The sequence below is a fragment of the Novosphingobium barchaimii LL02 genome (genome assembly GCF_001046635.1).
Taxonomy (GTDB): domain Bacteria; phylum Pseudomonadota; class Alphaproteobacteria; order Sphingomonadales; family Sphingomonadaceae; genus Novosphingobium; species Novosphingobium barchaimii.
The window spans coordinates 148,676-165,492 of sequence record NZ_KQ130454.1; the positions used below are offsets into that span (position 1 = coordinate 148,676).

A 16,817-nucleotide genomic window follows, 5' to 3' on the forward strand; every position below is an offset into this window, starting at 1 on the left:
TCGTATTGTCAGGCAAGCACTCTTGGCCGTCAGGCCAGCTTCTCCTTGACCTCAGCCGCGACGTTCGCCGGGACTTCGTCATAGTGAGAGAACTGCATCGAGTAGTTCGCGCGGCCCTGGGTGAAGGAACGCAGCGAGTTCACGTAGCCAAACATGTTCGCGAGAGGCGTGTTGGCGTCGACGACCTGGGCGTTGCCGCGGCTGTCAGTGCCCTGGATCTGCCCGCGACGCGAGTTGAGATCGCCGATGACGTCGCCCATGAATTCCTCAGGGGTGACGACTTCGACCTTCATGATCGGCTCGAGCAGCTTGATGCCTGCCTTCTGCGCCACTTCGCGCATCGCAGCACGGCCGGCGATTTCGAACGCCAGGGCGCTCGAGTCGACGTCGTGGTACGAACCGTCGTAAAGGACGATGTCGAAGTCGATGATCGGGAAGCCGACCAGCGAACCCGAGGCAGCGGTTTCGCGCATGCCCTTTTCAATCGCGGGAATATATTCCTTCGGAATATTGCCGCCCTTGATCTCGTCCTTGAAGGTGATGCCCGAACCGCGCTCGCCCGGCGTGACCTTGACCTTCACGCGGCCGAACTGACCGGTACCACCCGACTGCTTCTTGTGGGTGTAGTCAACATCGACCGGCTTGCCGAGGTATTCGCGGTAAGCCACCTGCGGCGCACCGACGTTGGCCTCGACCTTGAACTCGCGGCGCATACGATCGACGATGATGTCGAGGTGAAGCTCGCCCATGCCCTTGATGATCGTCTGCCCCGACTCGTGGTCGGTGGAAACGCGGAACGAGGGATCCTCGGCCGAGAGACGGTTGAGCGCGATGCCCATCTTCTCCTGGTCGGCCTTGGTCTTGGGCTCCACCGACAGCTCGATGACCGGCTCGGGGAATTCCATGCGCTCGAGGACGATCGGGAAACGCTCCGAGCAGAGCGTGTCGCCCGTCGTGGTTTCCTTCATGCCGGCGAGAGCGACGATGTCACCCGCGAACGACTCGTCGATGTCCTTACGGTCGTTGGCGTGCATTTCGAGAATGCGGCCGACCTTTTCCTTCTTGCCCTTCACCGAGTTCAGGTAGGTGCCCTTGGTGAGCGTACCCGAGTAGATGCGGATGAAGGTGAGCGAGCCCACGAACGGATCGTTCATGACCTTGAAGGCGAGCGCCGAGAACGGAGCGTCGTCCTTGGGAGGACGGCTGTCGGCTTCGTCGGAATCGACCTTGACGCCCTGGACGTCTTCGATGTCGAGCGGCGAAGGCAGGTAGTCGACGACGGCGTCGAGCAGGGGCTGAACGCCCTTGTTCTTGAACGCCGAACCGCAGACGACCGGAACGAACGCATGGCCCAGCGTGCCCTTGCGGATCAGCGCCTTGAGCGTGGCGACGTCAGGCTCGGTGCCTTCGAGGTACGCTTCCATCGCGGCATCGTCCTGGTCGACGACGAGTTCGATCAGCGCGGTGCGATATTCAGCGGCTTCCTCGGCCAGCTCGGCCGGGATCTCTTCGTAGAAGAATTCGGCGCCCAGCGCTTCGTCCTTCCAGATGATCGCGCGGTTGTGCACGAGATCTACGAGGCCCTTCAGGTCGGCTTCGAGACCGATCGGAATGTACAGGACAGCCGGGGTCGCACCGAGGCGGTCGATGATCGACTGCACGCAGTACTTGAAGTTGGCGCCGGTGCGGTCGAGTTTGTTGATGAAGCACATGCGCGGGACGCCGTACTTGTCGGCCTGGCGCCAGACGGTTTCCGACTGCGGTTCCACGCCGGCAACGCCGTCGAAGCAGGCCACGGCGCCGTCGAGCACGCGGAGCGAACGCTCGACTTCAATGGTGAAGTCGACGTGGCCCGGGGTGTCGATGATGTTGATGCGGTATTCTTTTTCCTCGGACGTCCAGAAGCAGGTGGTCGCCGCCGAGGTGATCGTGATCCCGCGCTCCTGCTCCTGCTCCATCCAGTCCATGGTCGCGGCGCCGTCGTGCACTTCGCCGATCTTGTAGGACTTGCCGGTGTAGTAGAGGATACGCTCGGTCGTCGTGGTCTTACCAGCGTCGATGTGCGCCATAATACCGATATTGCGGTACATATTGAGCGGATGGCTGCGTGCCATGGGAGAATCCTTAGCAGGAGTTTTTGGGAGCGAGAGCGGCCTTCAGATAAGACCTTGCCCCCTGAAATAATAGTGTGACGCCCGAATGACCATCCCATACGAGAGGCATCCGGGCGACACTGCGCAGTTACCAGCGGTAGTGCGAGAAGGCGCGGTTCGCGTCCGCCATGCGGTGCGTGTCTTCGCGCTTCTTCACGGCGTTGCCGCGGTTGTTCGAGGCATCCAGCAGCTCGCCCGAGAGGCGTGCGGCCATGGTGGTCTCGGGGCGGTTGCGTGCCGCGGTGATGAGCCAGCGGATCGCCAGAGCCTGTGCGCGCTCGGGACGGACCTCGACGGGGACCTGGTAGGTCGCACCACCGACGCGGCGCGAACGCACTTCGATCTGGGGCGAGACGTTGTTCAGGGCGTCATGGAACAGCTGGATCGGGTCCGACTTGGCGCGGGTTTCCATGGTTTCCATGGCACCGTAGACGATCGCTTCGGCGATCGACTTCTTGCCGTCGTACATGAGGTTGTTCATGAACTTGGACAGGATGAGATCCCCGAACTTGGGATCGGGAAGGATAATCCGCTTCTCGGGACGACGACGACGTGACATCGCATGTATTCCTTGTTTTTTCGGGCGGGAGCCTGAGGCCCCCCGCCCGGTCAATCTCTACAATCGTGCGGCGCGATGAAAGCGCCGCGACCGATCACTTCGGACGCTTGGCGCCGTACTTCGAACGGCTCTGCTTGCGATCCTTCACGCCCTGCGTGTCGAGCACGCCGCGCAGGATGTGGTAGCGAACGCCGGGAAGATCGCGGACGCGGCCGCCGCGGATGAGCACGACCGAGTGCTCCTGCAGGTTGTGGCCTTCACCCGGGATGTAGGAGATGACTTCGCGGCTGTTGGTCAGACGCACCTTGGCGACCTTGCGGAGTGCCGAGTTCGGCTTCTTCGGGGTCGTGGTGTAAACGCGGGTGCAAACGCCGCGCTTCTGCGGGTTCTGCTCCATCGCAGGAACCTTGGACTTGGCCTTCTGCGGTTCGCGGCCCTTGCGGACCAGCTGGTTGATAGTGGGCATCTATACTCTTCTTTCAAATTGGGAGTGCGATGGATGCGCTCCGAAAAAATCATCGGCCGAAATACATCGAAGCGCACCGATCGCACCCCGGTTCTGCAAACCGGGCCGATAAGCCTTGCGAAAGGAAGAGTGCGAGAGGGTTCACGAAGCGGCGATGAAGGAATGCGCGAACCGCGTGCGCCCCGGCAAAGACCGGAACCACCATCGGTTTGCGCAGACCATGAAGGCCGCGAACGTGAGCCGAAAAACACTCCACCCGGCGCGAGGCGCTACCGGATTACTCTGCCACCCTGCCGCCCTGCCCGACGCGAATCGGAGAAAGGGACGTGTCTTCCAAGGTCTGTCCGCAGCGGCGAAACCGCTGGAACTCCACGGAAAACTGCCGGAATGGCAATGTTCAGCTCTATGTCGTCCACCGCGAGTAGACCCGCGAGGGATGCGGGCCTGTAGGGGATTGGGGGGATTGGGTCAAGGACTGAGGGGCCTGGCAGCTTCGCGCCCACCCAAGCCGTTCGAGTGGGAAAATGGCCTGCCAATGAGCGGTCAGTCCGTTTATGACCGGGGCTGGGACGAAACCGTCGTTCGAGCCCTGCTCCCCGAACGACGGCTTCGGCCGGAAGCGGTCATCCTTGCCGTCCCATCCCCCAGTGGACGCGAAAGAATGGCGGACTGCGGGTCGGGAGGTTTCGAGAAAGCGATAGCGATCGCTCCCGTCAGCCTGCTACCCAGCTTTCTCAAAAAGGATCGAGAAATGGGAATCTCATGAACCCGCCTCAAGAGCAGGTTTTAGGAACATGGCCTCGCGGTGATTTAGCTTTTTGCGCCATAGCGCAGCCCATCCAGCATTAGCATGACCATGCGCTCGGTATGTGTCGCGCCATCACCCCCGGAAGCCACGGCAAGGTTCCCGATCGCCCGTAATATATCATAGGGCGTAATATCGGAACGGGTCTCGCCACCACGGGCGGCAGCATCCAGCAGCATCGCCAAAGCGGGCTCGAACCGGCTTCGGAAATAGTCGGGCAACGTGGCGAACGTCGGATCACCGGAATGAAGTGCTGCTGCCAACCCCTGCTTGGTGGCAAGAAAGCGCGTGTACCGCATCAGCCAGGCGCCCAGCGCCTCGGCGGGCTCGTGTTCGACGGCAAGCGTCGCTGCTGCCGCAGCGCATGCATCGACCTCGCGACGGAACACCGCTGCGATCAAATCGGCACGGGTGGGAAAGCGGCGGTAGAGCGTTCCCAGCCCGACACCGGCTTGCGTCGCGATCTCCCGAATCGGTGCATCGACGCCCGAACGGGCAAACACGATCTTGGCGGCTTCCAGAACGGCTTCCTCGTTCCGGCGCGCGTCGGCGCGCATTCGCGGCGCGGCCGTTCCCGCCTCGTTCGCAGTCGGTGCCACGACCTCAACCGCGTTCCGCAATTTGGCCGACACCATCTTCACATCCTCCCTTGATAAACGGAACAATGATCCGTATTTGCTATGTAGCGGATCGTTGTTCCGCTTGATAATTGGGAGTTGCGCCGCCTCATGTCCAGTTCATTTGCGGAAACCCGACACTCCGCTGTCATCTCCATCGCGCCAATCATCTTGCCGTCACCGGGCCGGGGTGTTGATCTGCATGTGCGGGTGTCAGCGCCGGTCGTGGGCGAGGCGCTGTCCGTCCTCATCTTCTCGCACGGTAACGGCCAATCGCTGTACGCCTACGGCCCGCTTGCCGACTATTGGGCCGCAAACGGCTTTGTGGTGATCCAGCCGACGCATCTGGACTCGCGGATGCTTGGCCTTTCCCCTGATGATCCGCGTCGCCCGCATCTCTGGCGCTTCCGTGAGGAGGACCTGCTAACGGTTCTCGACGGGCTTGACCGCATTGAGGGCGAAGCGCCCATGATCAGGGGCAGGCTCGATCGCTCGCGCATTGCGGTCGCCGGTCATTCCTGGGGCGGGCAGACCGCCGGCACCTTGCTCGGTGCCACCCATCCCGATCCTGACAACGGCTCGGTGGTCAACAGGCAGGATGGCCGCATCAAGGCAGGCGTGCTGCTGGCCGCGCCCGGCAGCGGCGAAAACCTGACCGAACAGGCAGCCCGCACCTTCCCTTTTATGCACCCGGACTTCTCGACCATGACGGCGCCGACCATGATCGTCGTGGGTGACCATGACATGGGCAGGCTTTCGACACGCCGGTCCGACTGGTGGCGCGATGCCTACGATCTTAGCCCATCTCCCAAAGCACTTTTCACGACCTTTGGCGGCGAACATGCCCTCGGCGGCATCCCAGGCTACGAAGCGCGCGAGACGACTGACGAACGGCCCCAGCGTGTGGCCGCGATTCAGCGTCTCTCAACCGCCTTTCTCCGCAGCGCGCTCTATCCCGGCGATTCCACTTGGGCCGAGGCTGTCGCGGCGCTGACGGCCGATGCCGCGCCGGAAGGCAGCATCGAGACAAAGTGAGCCGGACGTACCCGTTGCGGCTCCCTCATATTGGCGCGCCAAACTCCATCACTGATCGCGCTCGGCATCATCACCACAGGAGCTACCCACATGAACAAGATCCTTATCACCGGCAGTTCGTCCGGATTCGGGCTTGAGACTGCCCGCTACTTCCTCGATCGCGATTGGACCGTCGTTGCCACCATGCGCGCTCCTCGGGCGGACGTGCTGCCCGCTTCCGAGCGGCTACGCGTCATCGCGCTCGACGTAACCGACGCCGCCAGCATCGCGCGCGCCGTAGAGGAAGCAGGACCGATCGACGCCCTCGTCAACAATGCCGGTGCCGGCCTCATGGGCGCGCTGGAAGGCGTGTCGATCGACGCGATGCGCCAACTCTTCGAGCTGAACACGTTCGGCACCATGGCGATGACGCAAGCCGTTCTGCCGGCCTTTCGTACGCAAGGGTCAGGCGTGATCGTCAACGTTTCGTCGGCCGTAACGCTCAAGCCATTGCCGATGCTGTCCGCCTACACCGCCAGCAAGGCGGCTGTAGAGGCGTTCAGCGAAGACCTCACCCTTGAGGTTGAGCCGTTCGGCGTCCGCGTGCGGCTAGTCATTCCCGGCCGCGCTCCGGAAACGTCGTTTAGCGCGACCGCCCGCGCCCGTTCACAGAACGGCATTCCCGAAGCCTACGCCGCATGGGCCAAGCAAGTGTTCTCCGCAGCGCCACAGCAACCCGCCGAAGTCACCATGGCGGCTGATGTGGCGGAAGCGGTCTGGCAGGCCGTTACAGATGCGTCCTCACCGTTTCGCATCCCTGCCGGTGCTGATGCTGTGACGCTTGCTGCAAAGGTCGCTTAACGGCTGATCCTTCCCCTCGTTGGCCGGGTCGTTCGATACGATCCGGCCTTCTCGAAAGGGAAGGCTGAAGGAGAAGCCCGGGAACGAACCAGCCTTTCCAGGCGCGACGTCGAGGCGCTTTCCCAAAACGTGTTCCCAAATGTGTTTTCCCGAAAACTGCCAGTTGGAGATGGAGAAACGGGACTGCTGCGGATGCCTGAAGCGAACGGTTTCAGGAGGCTGTTACCATCTGCAGGATGGAGGAGATTGGGGCGGCTGCAAACGGCAGCTTCATGATGCACGGTCGGCGACTCCTGCCAAATCCGGACGTTGGCGCCGTCGCAAGGGAACGGCGATATTTGGTCGGCTGCTGCCGGGGTGTGAGCGGCAGCTATCCCACTTTCTGCTCTCTGAACCCGACATTCGCCTACCGGCCATTTCGCCCACATCCACATCGCACAAAAACCATTTTCCTACACACCCCGCTCTCCCATACATAGGTCCGCCATCGGGAACGTCCCTTCCACCACCATGGAGTGACCTGCCTCATGTCGCGATCGACACGATACCTTTCGCCGTCCCTGCCCGAACTTGCCGCCGATGCCGGGGATGAGCGGGTGCTCGCTGCCTCGCGGTCGGTGAAGCCGTCGCGGCGGACGTCGCGCAGCGCCTTTTTCGAGGAACCGCCCGAGGAGGACGATCCGCTGCTCGGCTTCGAGCCCTATCTCCACGCGGCGCCGCGCCGCAATTCGATCACGCCGGACCGGCAGCGCGCCTTCATCGCCGCGCTCGCCGCCAGCGGGATCGTCACGCAGGCGGCGCGCTCCATCGGGGCGAGCCTGGAGGCGCTCTACAAACTGCGCCACCGCAAGGGCGCGGAAGGGTTCAGCGCCGCGTGGGACGCGGCCATCGACCGGGGCATGATGCGGCTGGAGGACTGCGCGCTGGAACGCGCGATCCAGGGCGAGGTGCGCCCGGTGGTGAGCATGGGGCAGGTCGTCACCAGCTATATCCGCCACGACACCGCGCTGATGATGTTCCTGCTGCGCACCCGGCGCGCGGGGCGGTTTGCCACGGTCGATCCCCGGACAAATCCGCAGCCCGGCGATGCCCTCTACGAGAAAGTGCTGGCGGACTACCGGGCGCGCCAGCCTTCGTCCGAGGCGGTGCTCGACAGCATCAACGCCAAGATCGAAAAGATGCGCGAACGGCGCCTCGCCCACGAAGCCGTGCTGGCGCAGGACTTCGCGCTGGCGGCGGAGGAAGAGGCGGAAAGCTACTGCGGCGCGTGAACGCGCTATTGCTGCGCGTGAACGCGGTGCTGCCGCGCGTAAACGCGCTTTTGCTCCGCGTGAACGCGGTCAGCGGCGGCCGCGGCGATCCGGGCCGCGATGGTCGCCGCCGCCGCGTCCGCCGCGCCCGGCTCCGTCTCCGCGCCATTGGGGCATGTGCATGCCCTGCTGCGGGCGGAACTCGCCGTGCTGCTGGCGGTAATTATGCTGACCCTGCGGGGCCTGGCGCATGAAGTGGTTGCGATCGGCCCGGCGGTAGCGGCGGTCGCGCTCGTTGCTGCGGTAGTAGAAGTAATCGTCGCCGCCCCAGTAGCCGTCGTAGATCGAGCCGTAGTGGCCATCGTACCAGCCATCGTAGGCATAGGGGCTGCCGTAGCCCATCTGCACCCCGCCATAGCCGCCGTACCCGTCCGTGGCACAGGCGCCCAGCGAGAGGGACGATGCGGCGAGCGCCAATGCGGCGACCTTGATGTTCATGGCTGCAACCTTTCGAGGACCGGGCGCCTGCGAAGGGGCGCGTGCGTACTCGTGGTAAACGCGCGGTCGGGGCCGCGGGTTCCGGGTCCGTCAGCCGATGTCCAGCCGGGTGGGCGCCCCTCTCCCGCCCATGAAATTGGCGAGGTTGCGGTGCAGGTTGATGACCTTCTGCTCCTGATGCGGGTTGGGCAAAGGACCGCGAAAGCCGCTGGACTTCATGCCCTTCTGCACGAACTGCATGTTGGAGAAATCCTGCGCCAGCACCGAGCCCCACAGCTCTCCCACGGGGTCTGCGTAAGTCCACTGCGTTTCGGGCACCTCGCCCTCCGGGAAGCGTTCGAGGGCGTAGCTTTCGAACACGCACTTGTTGGGATCGTCGCCGTAAGGGCGCACGCGGTAGCACAGGGCGAAGGTCACGCCGTGGAGGATGTTCTGGTTGGGAAACAGGCCCCAGGCGAGGCCCGCCTCGGCCATGATGGCGGGCGGGACATCGGGCCAGGCGACCCCGCGCGCGGCGTCGTCCTTGCGGGCCGAGGCCATCCAGTGGGCGATGACCTCCTGCGCGGGGGTGCCCTCCGGCAGCTCGTCGACGAGACGGCTGGCGGCGTTCACCAGCGTCTCGGTCGAGGCGGAGTAGTTCACCGTCTCGTAGTTTTCCTTGATGAGTTCATAAGTGGAGAGGCGCGCGTCGTCGCCCTTGCCGGCGCGGGTGGTGCCGGCGCTCTCGCTCATCGCGAACCTGGCGTCGCGGGTGTCGTAGCTGGAGACGGAGTGCAGCCCGTACTGCTTCGACAGCGCATAGTAATTGCCATAGGCGAGCAGCTGGGTGTGCGTGCCGGCGACGTGGTAGGGTTCGAGGAACGCCTCGATCGCGGTCTTCCAGTTGCAGTCGTAGATGGCCCACTGGCGCCATTTGTAGTGCATCTTCTCCAGCTCGAAATGGCCGAGGATCTCGCCTGCGCGGCCCATCCACTCCTTCAGCGGCACGGCGTCCGGGTCCATGGTGACGTAGATGTAGCCGCCCCAGGTATCGACCTGCACCGGCGACAGGCAGGTCATTTCCGCCGTCAGCTTGTTCTGCCAGTCCTGCGGGTCGAGGATGTAGCTGTTCTGCCCGTCGAGGTCGAAGGTCCAGCCGTGGAAGCCGCAGATGAAGCTGCGCCGGTTGCTGCCCCGCACATCGTGGACCTTGCCCGGCAGCATGTCCGGCACCGAAACGAGCTGGCGCCCCCGGTGCGGGCAGACGTTGTGGAAGGCCTTCAGGGTGCCGTCCTCCTTGCGCAGGACGATGATCGATTCGTCGGCGACGTCGTAGGTCATCCAGTCGCCGGGGTTGGGCAAATCGCTCTCCCGCTCGACCATCTGCCAGATCTTCGGCCAGAGCTGCTGCTTCTCCGCCGCGAGGTAGTCCTTCGAAAGGAAGGCCTCCACCGGGTAGGTGGCCAGCACTTCCGCGTCCATGTCGGCGGCGGTCAGGCGGGACGGTTCGAAGGCTTCTGGCTTGGTCACGGGCATCTCCCTTTGCGAACCCGGCCGCGCTCCTTCTGAACGGGAGCATGATGGCCGGGCCGCATCGTTATTCAACACCGCTGTCTATTAACCGAAGGCCCGCATGGTTTCCAGAGCCTGAGATGCGCAGCGCCCCCGCGATGGCGGCTTCATATGCAAAGGGAGAGGACGCCCGCCGGCGCCCCCTCCCCCTGCATTCTCCTCCACGGGAGAAACCGGTCGGATCGTGCTCTGTCTTAGAGAGCGATGATCCCGCCATCGTTCTTGGTGATGGCGATCAGAGCGGAGCGCGGACGCACATTGGCGGCCGGGGTGCTGCCATCCTGGGTGTAGGGCCAGTGGCTGGAGGGAGTGGCTGTCGCGCCGCTCTCGCCAGGGTGCTGGATGCCCACGAACAGGGTGCGCCCGTCCGGGGTCATGTCGATGCCGGTGATTTCGCACTGAACCGGACCGACCAGGAAGCGGCGCAGGTTGGCGGCGGTCGCCTTGGCGCCCACGATAGTCGCCTGCGTGCCGGTGCCGCCGTTGGTGTTGGTGATCGTCACCGCGCCGCCGTCACCGACACGGCCCGGGATCGCGGCCAGCAGCATGCAGTTGGTACGATCGGTCAGGGCGCCGTCGTCGGTCTCGATCCACATCACCGGGTTGATCTGACCGGCCGGGTTGGTCGAACGCGAGAAGTACGCGCCGTCCGGGCTGGAGAAATCGTTCGCGGTGGTGAGACCCGAGATGTTCACGTTCACCGGATCGGCATCGGTCGAGTCCGCGCCGAAAAGGTAGATGTCCCACTTGAAGGTCAGCGCGCTGGTGGTGTCGCCGTCTTCGCGCAGGCGCACGATGTGACCGTTGGGATTGCCGGTCTGCGCCGTGTTCGACGCCCCGCGGGGATCGTTGTACGAGCGCGGGTTGGCGGCATCGGTGCCGTTCACCGGGCGGAAGCTGTTGTTCGAGTTGGTGAGCGTGAGGTAGATTTCGCCGGTCACCGGGTTACCCACGGTCCATTCCGGGCGGTCCATCGGCGTCGCGCCCAGTGCGTCGGCGGCGAAGCGGGTGTTGACGCAGATGTCGGCCTGGCTTTCGAAGGTATAGGCCGGATACGTCCCGCTGGCGGGGCGGACCGGGAAGGTCGGGCTGTAGACCAGCGGCATCCAGGTGCCGGTGCCGTTCGCGTTGAACTTGGCGACGTAGAGAATACCGGCGTCGAGGTACTTGTCACCCATGGCAAGGCGGTCGCTGGCATTGGCGTCCGCTTCGGCCCAGGTGGCGGTGGAAACGAACTTGTAGAGATACTCGCCGCGCGAATCGTCACCCATGTAGACGCCCAGCTTCTGGCCGGTGGCGATACGCACGAAAGCGCCTTCGTGGCCGAAGCGGCCCAGCGCGGTGCGCTTGCGCGGGGTCGACTTCGGGTTGAAGGGATCGATTTCGACCACCCAGCCGAACTGGTTCGGCTCGTAGCGGAAATCGGCGGTGGCAGGCGCGGTGGCGCTGCTGATCGTCGCGTTCCAGCGGGTGAAGCGGTCGTCGGTGGTCGAAGCGGTCGACCAGCGGTTGTTGCCCGTGGTGCTGGTAATGCCGTTGCGCTGCAGCGAGGCCAGTTCGCGCGGGGTGCGCAGGGCGTTGTCGGAAGCATCGCGGCGGAAATAGCCGGCGTAGTTTTCCTCGCAGGTGAGGTTGGTGTTCCAGCCTGTCACGCCGTTGGCGCAGTTGTTGATCGTGCCCCGGCCCGCCTTGCCGTCGTTCGAGTAGGCGGTGACGAGGTAGGACGAACCAGCAGCCGGGCCGTGGAACGACATCGGCGTGTTGGGGGTAATGCGGCGGTTGAACGTGCTGTCCTGCTTGTACGTCCACTTGCGGTTGCCGGCGTCGACATATTCGACGACCGAAACGCCGTGGCACTCGATCTCCTTGAGGGCTTCGGCCATCGGGCGGGCGCCGCCGACGGTGGTCGGGCCATTCACGTGCAGGTACTGCTCGGTGATGTTCTCGTGGTTCTGGACCATGAGACCGCGCGTCGAGCTGTTCACGTCGGGCGTGCCGGTGGCCGACAGGCCGAAGAAGTGCAGCGCGTCGTGGTGGTCGCCGATGCGGTTGGCGAAATCGGTGTCGGTGCCGTCGTTGGCATAGGCCGGCGTCGCGGCGGTCAGCGGATCGCCAAGACGGGTCATGACCGTGACGGAGTAGCCTTGCGGCACCACGGCGACGTCGGCCAGGCTGTGGGGAACGGCGGTGAAGCCCAGCACAGCGGGCGAAACGCGCACGGTGGTGGTGGCGGTGCTGGTTTCACCGAAGGCCGAAGTGGCGGTATAGGTGAATACCAGGTCGGTCGCGGCGGCTACGGCCGGGGCGATGAAGGTGACGGTGCCGCTGGTGCCCGAAAGTTCGACTTGCGTGCCGCTGGTCTGGGTCCAGCGCGGCGCGACGCTGTCGCTCAGCGTGCCCGAAGCGGAACCGGTCAGCGTGACGACGCGGCCGGCGCTGGTGGCGGCATTCGCGCCCGCCGAAACCGTTACCGCGCCCAGGTCGCTGTTACCGTCATCGTCGCCGCATGCGGCAAGCAGGCTGGTGCCCATGAATGCCATGGTGGTGGCTCCGGCGCCGCGAAACAGGGCCTGCCGGCGCGAATAGCGCGAAGCGGCCATGCTTTCGAGCGTGGGCTGGATGGAATCGTTGGTGTCGATGTCACCGTCGGAATAGCCGACTGTGGAAGTGCTCTCGGTCATGGTTGCCCCGTTTGGTTTTGGTCGCGGGGGCGAGAGCTAAGGGCGTTTCATGACAACAACGCGCAAGTTCGATGGCATTTCGATGGCTTAATTCTGACAATAATCAGACAGCCGTGCAGAACGGCCTGTCGCATCGACGGATTTGAGCGCGATACTATATTCGTATTTACAATGGAGCAATGAACTCCGTTTCGCGCGGCCTACCTTTCGCTGGGGTAGATACTGCCCAGGACACGGCGAAAGTGTGCCTCCACCTGATCGTTGCAGGAGCAGGCGCGCTCCTTGAGGCCGGGACGGTCGAGCACCTCGATACCGCCGCGCCGGGTACGCACCACGCCGTCGCGCTTGAAGCGTTGCAGCACGCGGCTGGCGTAGCTGCGGCCGATACCCATCATCGAGGCGAGTTGTTCCTGCGTCATCGTCACGTCGTTGCGGCCGATCCGGTCGACCGCGGCGGTGAGCCATTTGGCAGCGCGCTGTTCGATGGTGTGGACCGCGTTGCAGGCGATCGACTGGAACACCTGCGCCATGACGCAGTCGGCATAGCGCGAGAACAGGTGCGCGATCGCAGCAGAGCGGTCTTTCGCCTCCTCGAGGTCGTGCATGCTGATGCGCAGGAAGAGGCCTTCGTGCAGGACGTTGGCGCGGGCATAGGCAGGCAGCGATCCGGCGCTGACGATGCCCCCCAACGCGCCTTCGCGGCCGATCAGGATGGTCTCGACGGCCATGCCGTCCTCCATCTCGACGAAGTACGAGCTCATCGCGCCGTCGGTGGGGAAGTAGCAATATTCGACGTTGTCGCCGGGGTTGTAGATAATCTCGGCGGACTTGAGCCGGCATTCGCTCAGGCGCGGCTCCAGCAGGGCCAGATCATCCTGCCGCAAGGCCGAAAGCAGGTCGCTGCCGGCAATGGCCGCAGCCGAAACCGGGCTTGTCTGCGGGATTGAGCTCATGGGTTCGTCCTCGACGCGCGGACCCGATGACGGGCCAATGGCAAGGATAACCCCTGTTATCCCAACCGGTTCCCTCACTTCCCTGGCCGAGCGATCATAAGTGAACAGACGAGGCGGCAGGGCGGTGCTACTATGTTACTCAGGAACATTCGATCGCGATGTGTGTTCCGGGAACGGAGCGGGCCAAACGGTTCGCTTGATATCGGCCGGAAGGCCATTTAGCGGATTACCATGCACGCCGACCCCGGACCAACCGTATTGCCCGATATGCTGAGCCTCCTTCGAGATGCGACGGGCCCTTCCCATGAGCGTCTGGACGCTTCGTTTGGTTCCCTGACTTTGTCCGGCCGCTCCGATCTGGCCCGTTTCCTGGCGGCCCACGCGATTGGCCTGGCGCCGCTGTTCCCGGCGTTCCGCGGGTTCGTCGAAGAACGACTGGGACTGGAATGCCCGGACTATCCGGCGATGCTGCGCGCCGACCTTGCCGCGCTGGGCATCGATGTCGCGGCTTTGCCGGTAGTGGACGTGCCGGCCGAAATCACGGGCGACGACGCGGCCGCGGGCGTGGCTTATGTGGTCTGCGGCTCACGCCTCGGGCTGACCATGATCCGCCAGCGGGGCTACTGGGGCGAGGCCGAGGGTTTCCGCTCCGCCTACATGACCGATGGACGCGGCCACGAGGCCTGGAAGGCGCTGGTCCCGACGCTGCGGGGCGGAACCTTCACTCCCGCGCAGGCTGAGGCCGCGCGCGCCGCCGCGCTCGCCGCATTCGCTGTTTTCACAGGTGCCTTCGCCGCCAGCGTCGACGTCTCTGCCGGGCAGCGCACCGATGGCTGATTACGAAGACGCCGCCCGCCCGGTCGACTTGTCGACATGCGATCTTGAGCCGATCCACATCATCGGCCGGATCCAGAGCTTCGGCTGGCTCCTGTCGTTCTCCAGCGACTGGATCATCAACCACGTCTCGCTCAACTGCGAGGCGCTGTTCGGCAAGGCCCCGCGCGATCTCATCGGCCTTTCCGCCACCGAGTTCCTTGGCGTCAGCGCCCTGCACGACATCCGCACCCGCCTGCAGATCCTGGGCAGCACCAACGCCGTCGAGCGCATGTTCGAGATCAACCTGCTGGGCGACGGCCAGGTGTTCGACCTTGCCGTCCATCCCTCCGGCCGATCCTTCGTGCTGGAAATCGAGCCCCACGAAGGCGGCAAGCGGCGCGATTTCGTCTCCTACGTCCGTCCGATGATAGAGCGTCTGCGCAGCGCGCCGACGATCGAGCAGCTATGCACCAGCGCCGCGCGTCACCTACGCGGGCTGACCGGGTTCGACCGGGTGATGATCTACCGTTTCGAGGGCGACGGCGCGGGCGAAGTCATCGCCGAAAGCCTCAACGGCATGGTCGACAGCTTCAAGGGCCAGCACTTCCCTGCTTCCGACATTCCCGCCCAGGCGCGCCGGCTCTACACCCGCAACATGCTGCGCATCATTTCGGACATCGACGATCCGACGGTGCCGATCTACCCCGCCACCGGCCCCAACGGCGACCCGCTGGACCTGACCATGTCGGGCCTGCGGGCGGTCTCGCCGATCCATATCGAGTATCTGCGCAACATGGGGGTCAGGGCCTCGATGTCGGTCTCGATCATGCGCCGGGGCAAGCTGTGGGGGCTGATGGCCTGCCACCACTATTCGCCGCTCATCCTGTCCTACTCGGTACGCACCGCCGCCGAGCTGTTCGGCGAATTCTTCGCCTATCTGCTGGAGCAGAAGGAAACCGATTTCTCGCTCGAGAAACGCGCGGAATCGATGCGCCTTCACGACGAGATAATGGCCCGCGTCGCCAGCGGCGGATCGCTGCTGGAAGCCTTCGACGAGTTCACCGACTCCATCGGCCAGGTCATCCCCTTCGACGGCGTCGTCGGGTGGGTCGACGGGCGCTTCCTCGCCCATGGCAGCACGCCGAGCGAGGAACAGTTCTCCGCGCTTGCCCGCTTCCTCAACACCGCCGGCGCCAGCACCGTATGGTCGACTGACAACATAGGCGCGGTCTACGACCCTGCCGCCGAGTGGATCGACAAGGCCGCCGGCCTGCTCGCCCTGCCCGTCAGCCGATCGCCGCGCGATTACATCGTGCTGTTCCGCGCCGAACACGTGCGCGAAATGAAATGGGCCGGCAATCCCGAGAAGGCCGTCGAACTGGGCCCCAACGGGTCGCGCCTCACCCCGCGCAAGAGCTTCGAGATCTGGAAGGAGGAACGCCGCGGCTATGCCCGCGCGTGGACCGACGAGGAAGTATCGACAGCCGAATCGCTGCGCATCACCCTGCTCGAAGTGGTGCTGCGTCTGTCCGAGGCCGCCCATAACGAGCGCGAACAGGCCAGCCTCCAGCAGGACATGCTGATCGCCGAGCTGAACCACCGCGTGCGCAATATTCTCAACCTGATCAGGGGCCTCGTGGCCCAGAGCAAGGAAGGCGCCAGGACGATCGACGAGTTCGCCGAGATCGTCGGCAGCCGCATCCACGCCCTCGCCCGCGCCCATGACCAGGTGACCCGCGTCGACTGGTCGCCCTCCTCGCTCTACGACCTGATCCGCACCGAGACCGAGGCTTATGCCAGCCACAGCCTGGACCGCGTGGTCATTGAGGGGCCGGACGCTCTGATCGCACCGGGTGCCTTCACTACCCTGGCCCTCGTCATCCACGAGCTGGTGACCAATTCGTGCAAATACGGCGCCCTGTCGGATTCGCGCGGGGTCATCCAGATCGTGCTGAGCCGCGGTGACGACGGCTCGCTGGAGATCGACTGGCGCGAGGAAGGCGGGCCCCCGGTAAAAACGCCGACCCGGCGCGGCTTCGGTTCGACCATCATCGAGCGCACCATCCCGCACGAACTGGGCGGATCCGCGTCCGTGATCTACCCCGAGGAGGGGCTGCACGCCCTGTTCGTCGTACCTGTGGACCATATCTCCAGCTTCGAGACGCCCGGTGCGCCCCGCCGCACCACCGTTTCAGAGCCCCCCCAGCCGGCCGACTTCACCGCGGAACTGGCGGGCGGCGTTGCGCTGATCGTGGAGGATAACGTCATCATCGCCATGGAGGCGGAAGACATCCTGCGCGGCTTCGGTTTTTCGGACTGCCGCATCGCCGGTTCGGTGGACACCGCGATGGATGTGCTGGACGCGGCCGAAGTCAGCTTCGCCATGCTCGACGTGAACCTGGGCAAGGACACCAGCGCCCCCATCGCCAGCGCGCTGCAGGAGCGGGGCATCCCGTTCATCTTCGCCAGCGGCTATGGCGAGCGCTCGCTCCAGAACGGCGAATTCAAGCGCGTTCCGGTAGTGACCAAGCCCTACGGCGAACGCGACGTGCGCGCGGCGATCGGCCGGGTGATGAAAGCGCGCGGCTGAGAC

Annotated in this window: 13 protein-coding genes; 5 read left to right on the plus strand and 8 right to left on the minus strand. The window is 64.5% G+C overall.

The genetic code is table 11. From position 1 onward, the window contains the following. Positions 1 to 29: 29 nt before the first annotated feature. The 4 genes from fusA to V474_RS11245 form a co-directional block, all read right to left on the minus strand. Positions 30 to 2,114 (minus strand): elongation factor G, encoded by a 2,085-nt coding sequence (fusA, locus tag V474_RS11230; RefSeq protein ID WP_059151601.1) that lies wholly within the window; start codon positions 2,112 to 2,114, stop codon positions 30 to 32. 127 nt (positions 2,115 to 2,241) lie between these two features. Then, on the minus strand, positions 2,242 to 2,712 hold the full coding sequence (gene rpsG / locus V474_RS11235; protein ID WP_043971117.1) for a 30S ribosomal protein S7: 471 nt from the start codon (positions 2,710 to 2,712) through the stop codon (positions 2,242 to 2,244). A gap of 94 nt (positions 2,713 to 2,806) precedes the next feature. Further along, complete coding sequence (gene rpsL, locus V474_RS11240) at positions 2,807 to 3,178, minus strand: 30S ribosomal protein S12 (RefSeq protein WP_007011879.1); 372 nt, start codon at positions 3,176 to 3,178, stop codon at positions 2,807 to 2,809. Positions 3,179 to 3,988: 810 nt separating this feature from the next. Next, a complete protein-coding gene (locus V474_RS11245) occupies positions 3,989 to 4,618 on the minus strand; it encodes a TetR/AcrR family transcriptional regulator (RefSeq protein ID WP_059151602.1) in 630 nt (209 codons plus the stop codon). A gap of 93 nt (positions 4,619 to 4,711) precedes the next feature. Between V474_RS11245 and V474_RS11250 the strand changes: the two genes are divergently transcribed. From V474_RS11250 to V474_RS11260, 3 genes are all read left to right on the plus strand, one after another. Beyond that, a complete protein-coding gene (locus tag V474_RS11250) occupies positions 4,712 to 5,635 on the plus strand; it encodes an alpha/beta hydrolase family protein (RefSeq protein ID WP_059151603.1) in 924 nt (307 codons plus the stop codon). 90 nt (positions 5,636 to 5,725) lie between these two features. After that, positions 5,726 to 6,475, plus strand: a complete 750-nt coding sequence (locus V474_RS11255; protein ID WP_059151604.1) for an SDR family oxidoreductase — start codon at positions 5,726 to 5,728, stop codon at positions 6,473 to 6,475. A gap of 527 nt (positions 6,476 to 7,002) precedes the next feature. Next, on the plus strand, positions 7,003 to 7,746 hold the full coding sequence (locus tag V474_RS11260; protein WP_201786029.1) for a hypothetical protein: 744 nt from the start codon (positions 7,003 to 7,005) through the stop codon (positions 7,744 to 7,746). Positions 7,747 to 7,815: 69 nt separating this feature from the next. On the opposite strand, the gene V474_RS11265 is transcribed toward V474_RS11260, so the two are convergent. The 4 genes from V474_RS11265 to V474_RS11280 form a co-directional block, all read right to left on the minus strand. Beyond that, positions 7,816 to 8,223: a hypothetical protein gene (locus V474_RS11265; protein WP_043971123.1), complete on the minus strand. Its 408-nt coding sequence runs from the start codon at positions 8,221 to 8,223 to the stop codon at positions 7,816 to 7,818. A 90-nt stretch (positions 8,224 to 8,313) separates the two neighbouring features. Next, the gene (locus V474_RS11270) at positions 8,314 to 9,732 is read right to left on the minus strand and encodes an aromatic ring-hydroxylating oxygenase subunit alpha (protein WP_407938328.1); all 1,419 of its coding nucleotides are present in this window, start codon (positions 9,730 to 9,732) and stop codon (positions 8,314 to 8,316) included. Positions 9,733 to 9,968: 236 nt separating this feature from the next. After that, positions 9,969 to 12,455, minus strand: a complete 2,487-nt coding sequence (locus tag V474_RS11275; protein WP_059151605.1) for a PhoX family protein — start codon at positions 12,453 to 12,455, stop codon at positions 9,969 to 9,971. Positions 12,456 to 12,655: 200 nt separating this feature from the next. Then, positions 12,656 to 13,408 carry a Crp/Fnr family transcriptional regulator gene (locus V474_RS11280; protein WP_059151606.1) on the minus strand — a complete coding sequence of 251 codons (753 nt, stop codon included), beginning with the start codon at positions 13,406 to 13,408 and terminating at the stop codon, positions 12,656 to 12,658. A 339-nt stretch (positions 13,409 to 13,747) separates the two neighbouring features. Between V474_RS11280 and V474_RS11285 the strand changes: the two genes are divergently transcribed. Together V474_RS11285 and V474_RS11290 are read left to right on the plus strand one after the other, a co-directional pair. Continuing rightward, a complete protein-coding gene (locus tag V474_RS11285; RefSeq protein ID WP_236711197.1) occupies positions 13,748 to 14,245 on the plus strand; it encodes a heme oxygenase-like domain-containing protein in 498 nt (165 codons plus the stop codon). Next, positions 14,238 to 16,814, plus strand: a complete 2,577-nt coding sequence (locus tag V474_RS11290) for an HWE histidine kinase domain-containing protein (protein WP_059151608.1) — start codon at positions 14,238 to 14,240, stop codon at positions 16,812 to 16,814. Before V474_RS11285 ends, V474_RS11290 begins: the two co-directional genes overlap by 8 nt. Positions 16,815 to 16,817: the final 3 nt, after the last annotated feature.

What these genes read in the sequence shown, in the direction of transcription:
- fusA (WP_059151601.1), bottom strand. Translation starts at nt 2,114, where the DNA reads ATGGCACGCAGCCATCCGCTCAATATGTACCGCAATATCGGTATTATG.
- rpsG (WP_043971117.1), bottom strand. Translation starts at nt 2,712, where the DNA reads ATGTCACGTCGTCGTCGTCCCGAGAAGCGGATTATCCTTCCCGATCCC.
- rpsL (WP_007011879.1), bottom strand. Translation starts at nt 3,178, where the DNA reads ATGCCCACTATCAACCAGCTGGTCCGCAAGGGCCGCGAACCGCAGAAG.
- V474_RS11245 (WP_059151602.1), bottom strand. Translation starts at nt 4,618, where the DNA reads ATGGTGTCGGCCAAATTGCGGAACGCGGTTGAGGTCGTGGCACCGACT.
- V474_RS11250 (WP_059151603.1), top strand. Translation starts at nt 4,712, where the DNA reads ATGTCCAGTTCATTTGCGGAAACCCGACACTCCGCTGTCATCTCCATC.
- V474_RS11255 (WP_059151604.1), top strand. Translation starts at nt 5,726, where the DNA reads ATGAACAAGATCCTTATCACCGGCAGTTCGTCCGGATTCGGGCTTGAG.
- V474_RS11260 (WP_201786029.1), top strand. Translation starts at nt 7,003, where the DNA reads ATGTCGCGATCGACACGATACCTTTCGCCGTCCCTGCCCGAACTTGCC.
- V474_RS11265 (WP_043971123.1), bottom strand. Translation starts at nt 8,223, where the DNA reads ATGAACATCAAGGTCGCCGCATTGGCGCTCGCCGCATCGTCCCTCTCG.
- V474_RS11275 (WP_059151605.1), bottom strand. Translation starts at nt 12,455, where the DNA reads ATGACCGAGAGCACTTCCACAGTCGGCTATTCCGACGGTGACATCGAC.
- V474_RS11280 (WP_059151606.1), bottom strand. Translation starts at nt 13,408, where the DNA reads ATGAGCTCAATCCCGCAGACAAGCCCGGTTTCGGCTGCGGCCATTGCC.
- V474_RS11290 (WP_059151608.1), top strand. Translation starts at nt 14,238, where the DNA reads ATGGCTGATTACGAAGACGCCGCCCGCCCGGTCGACTTGTCGACATGC.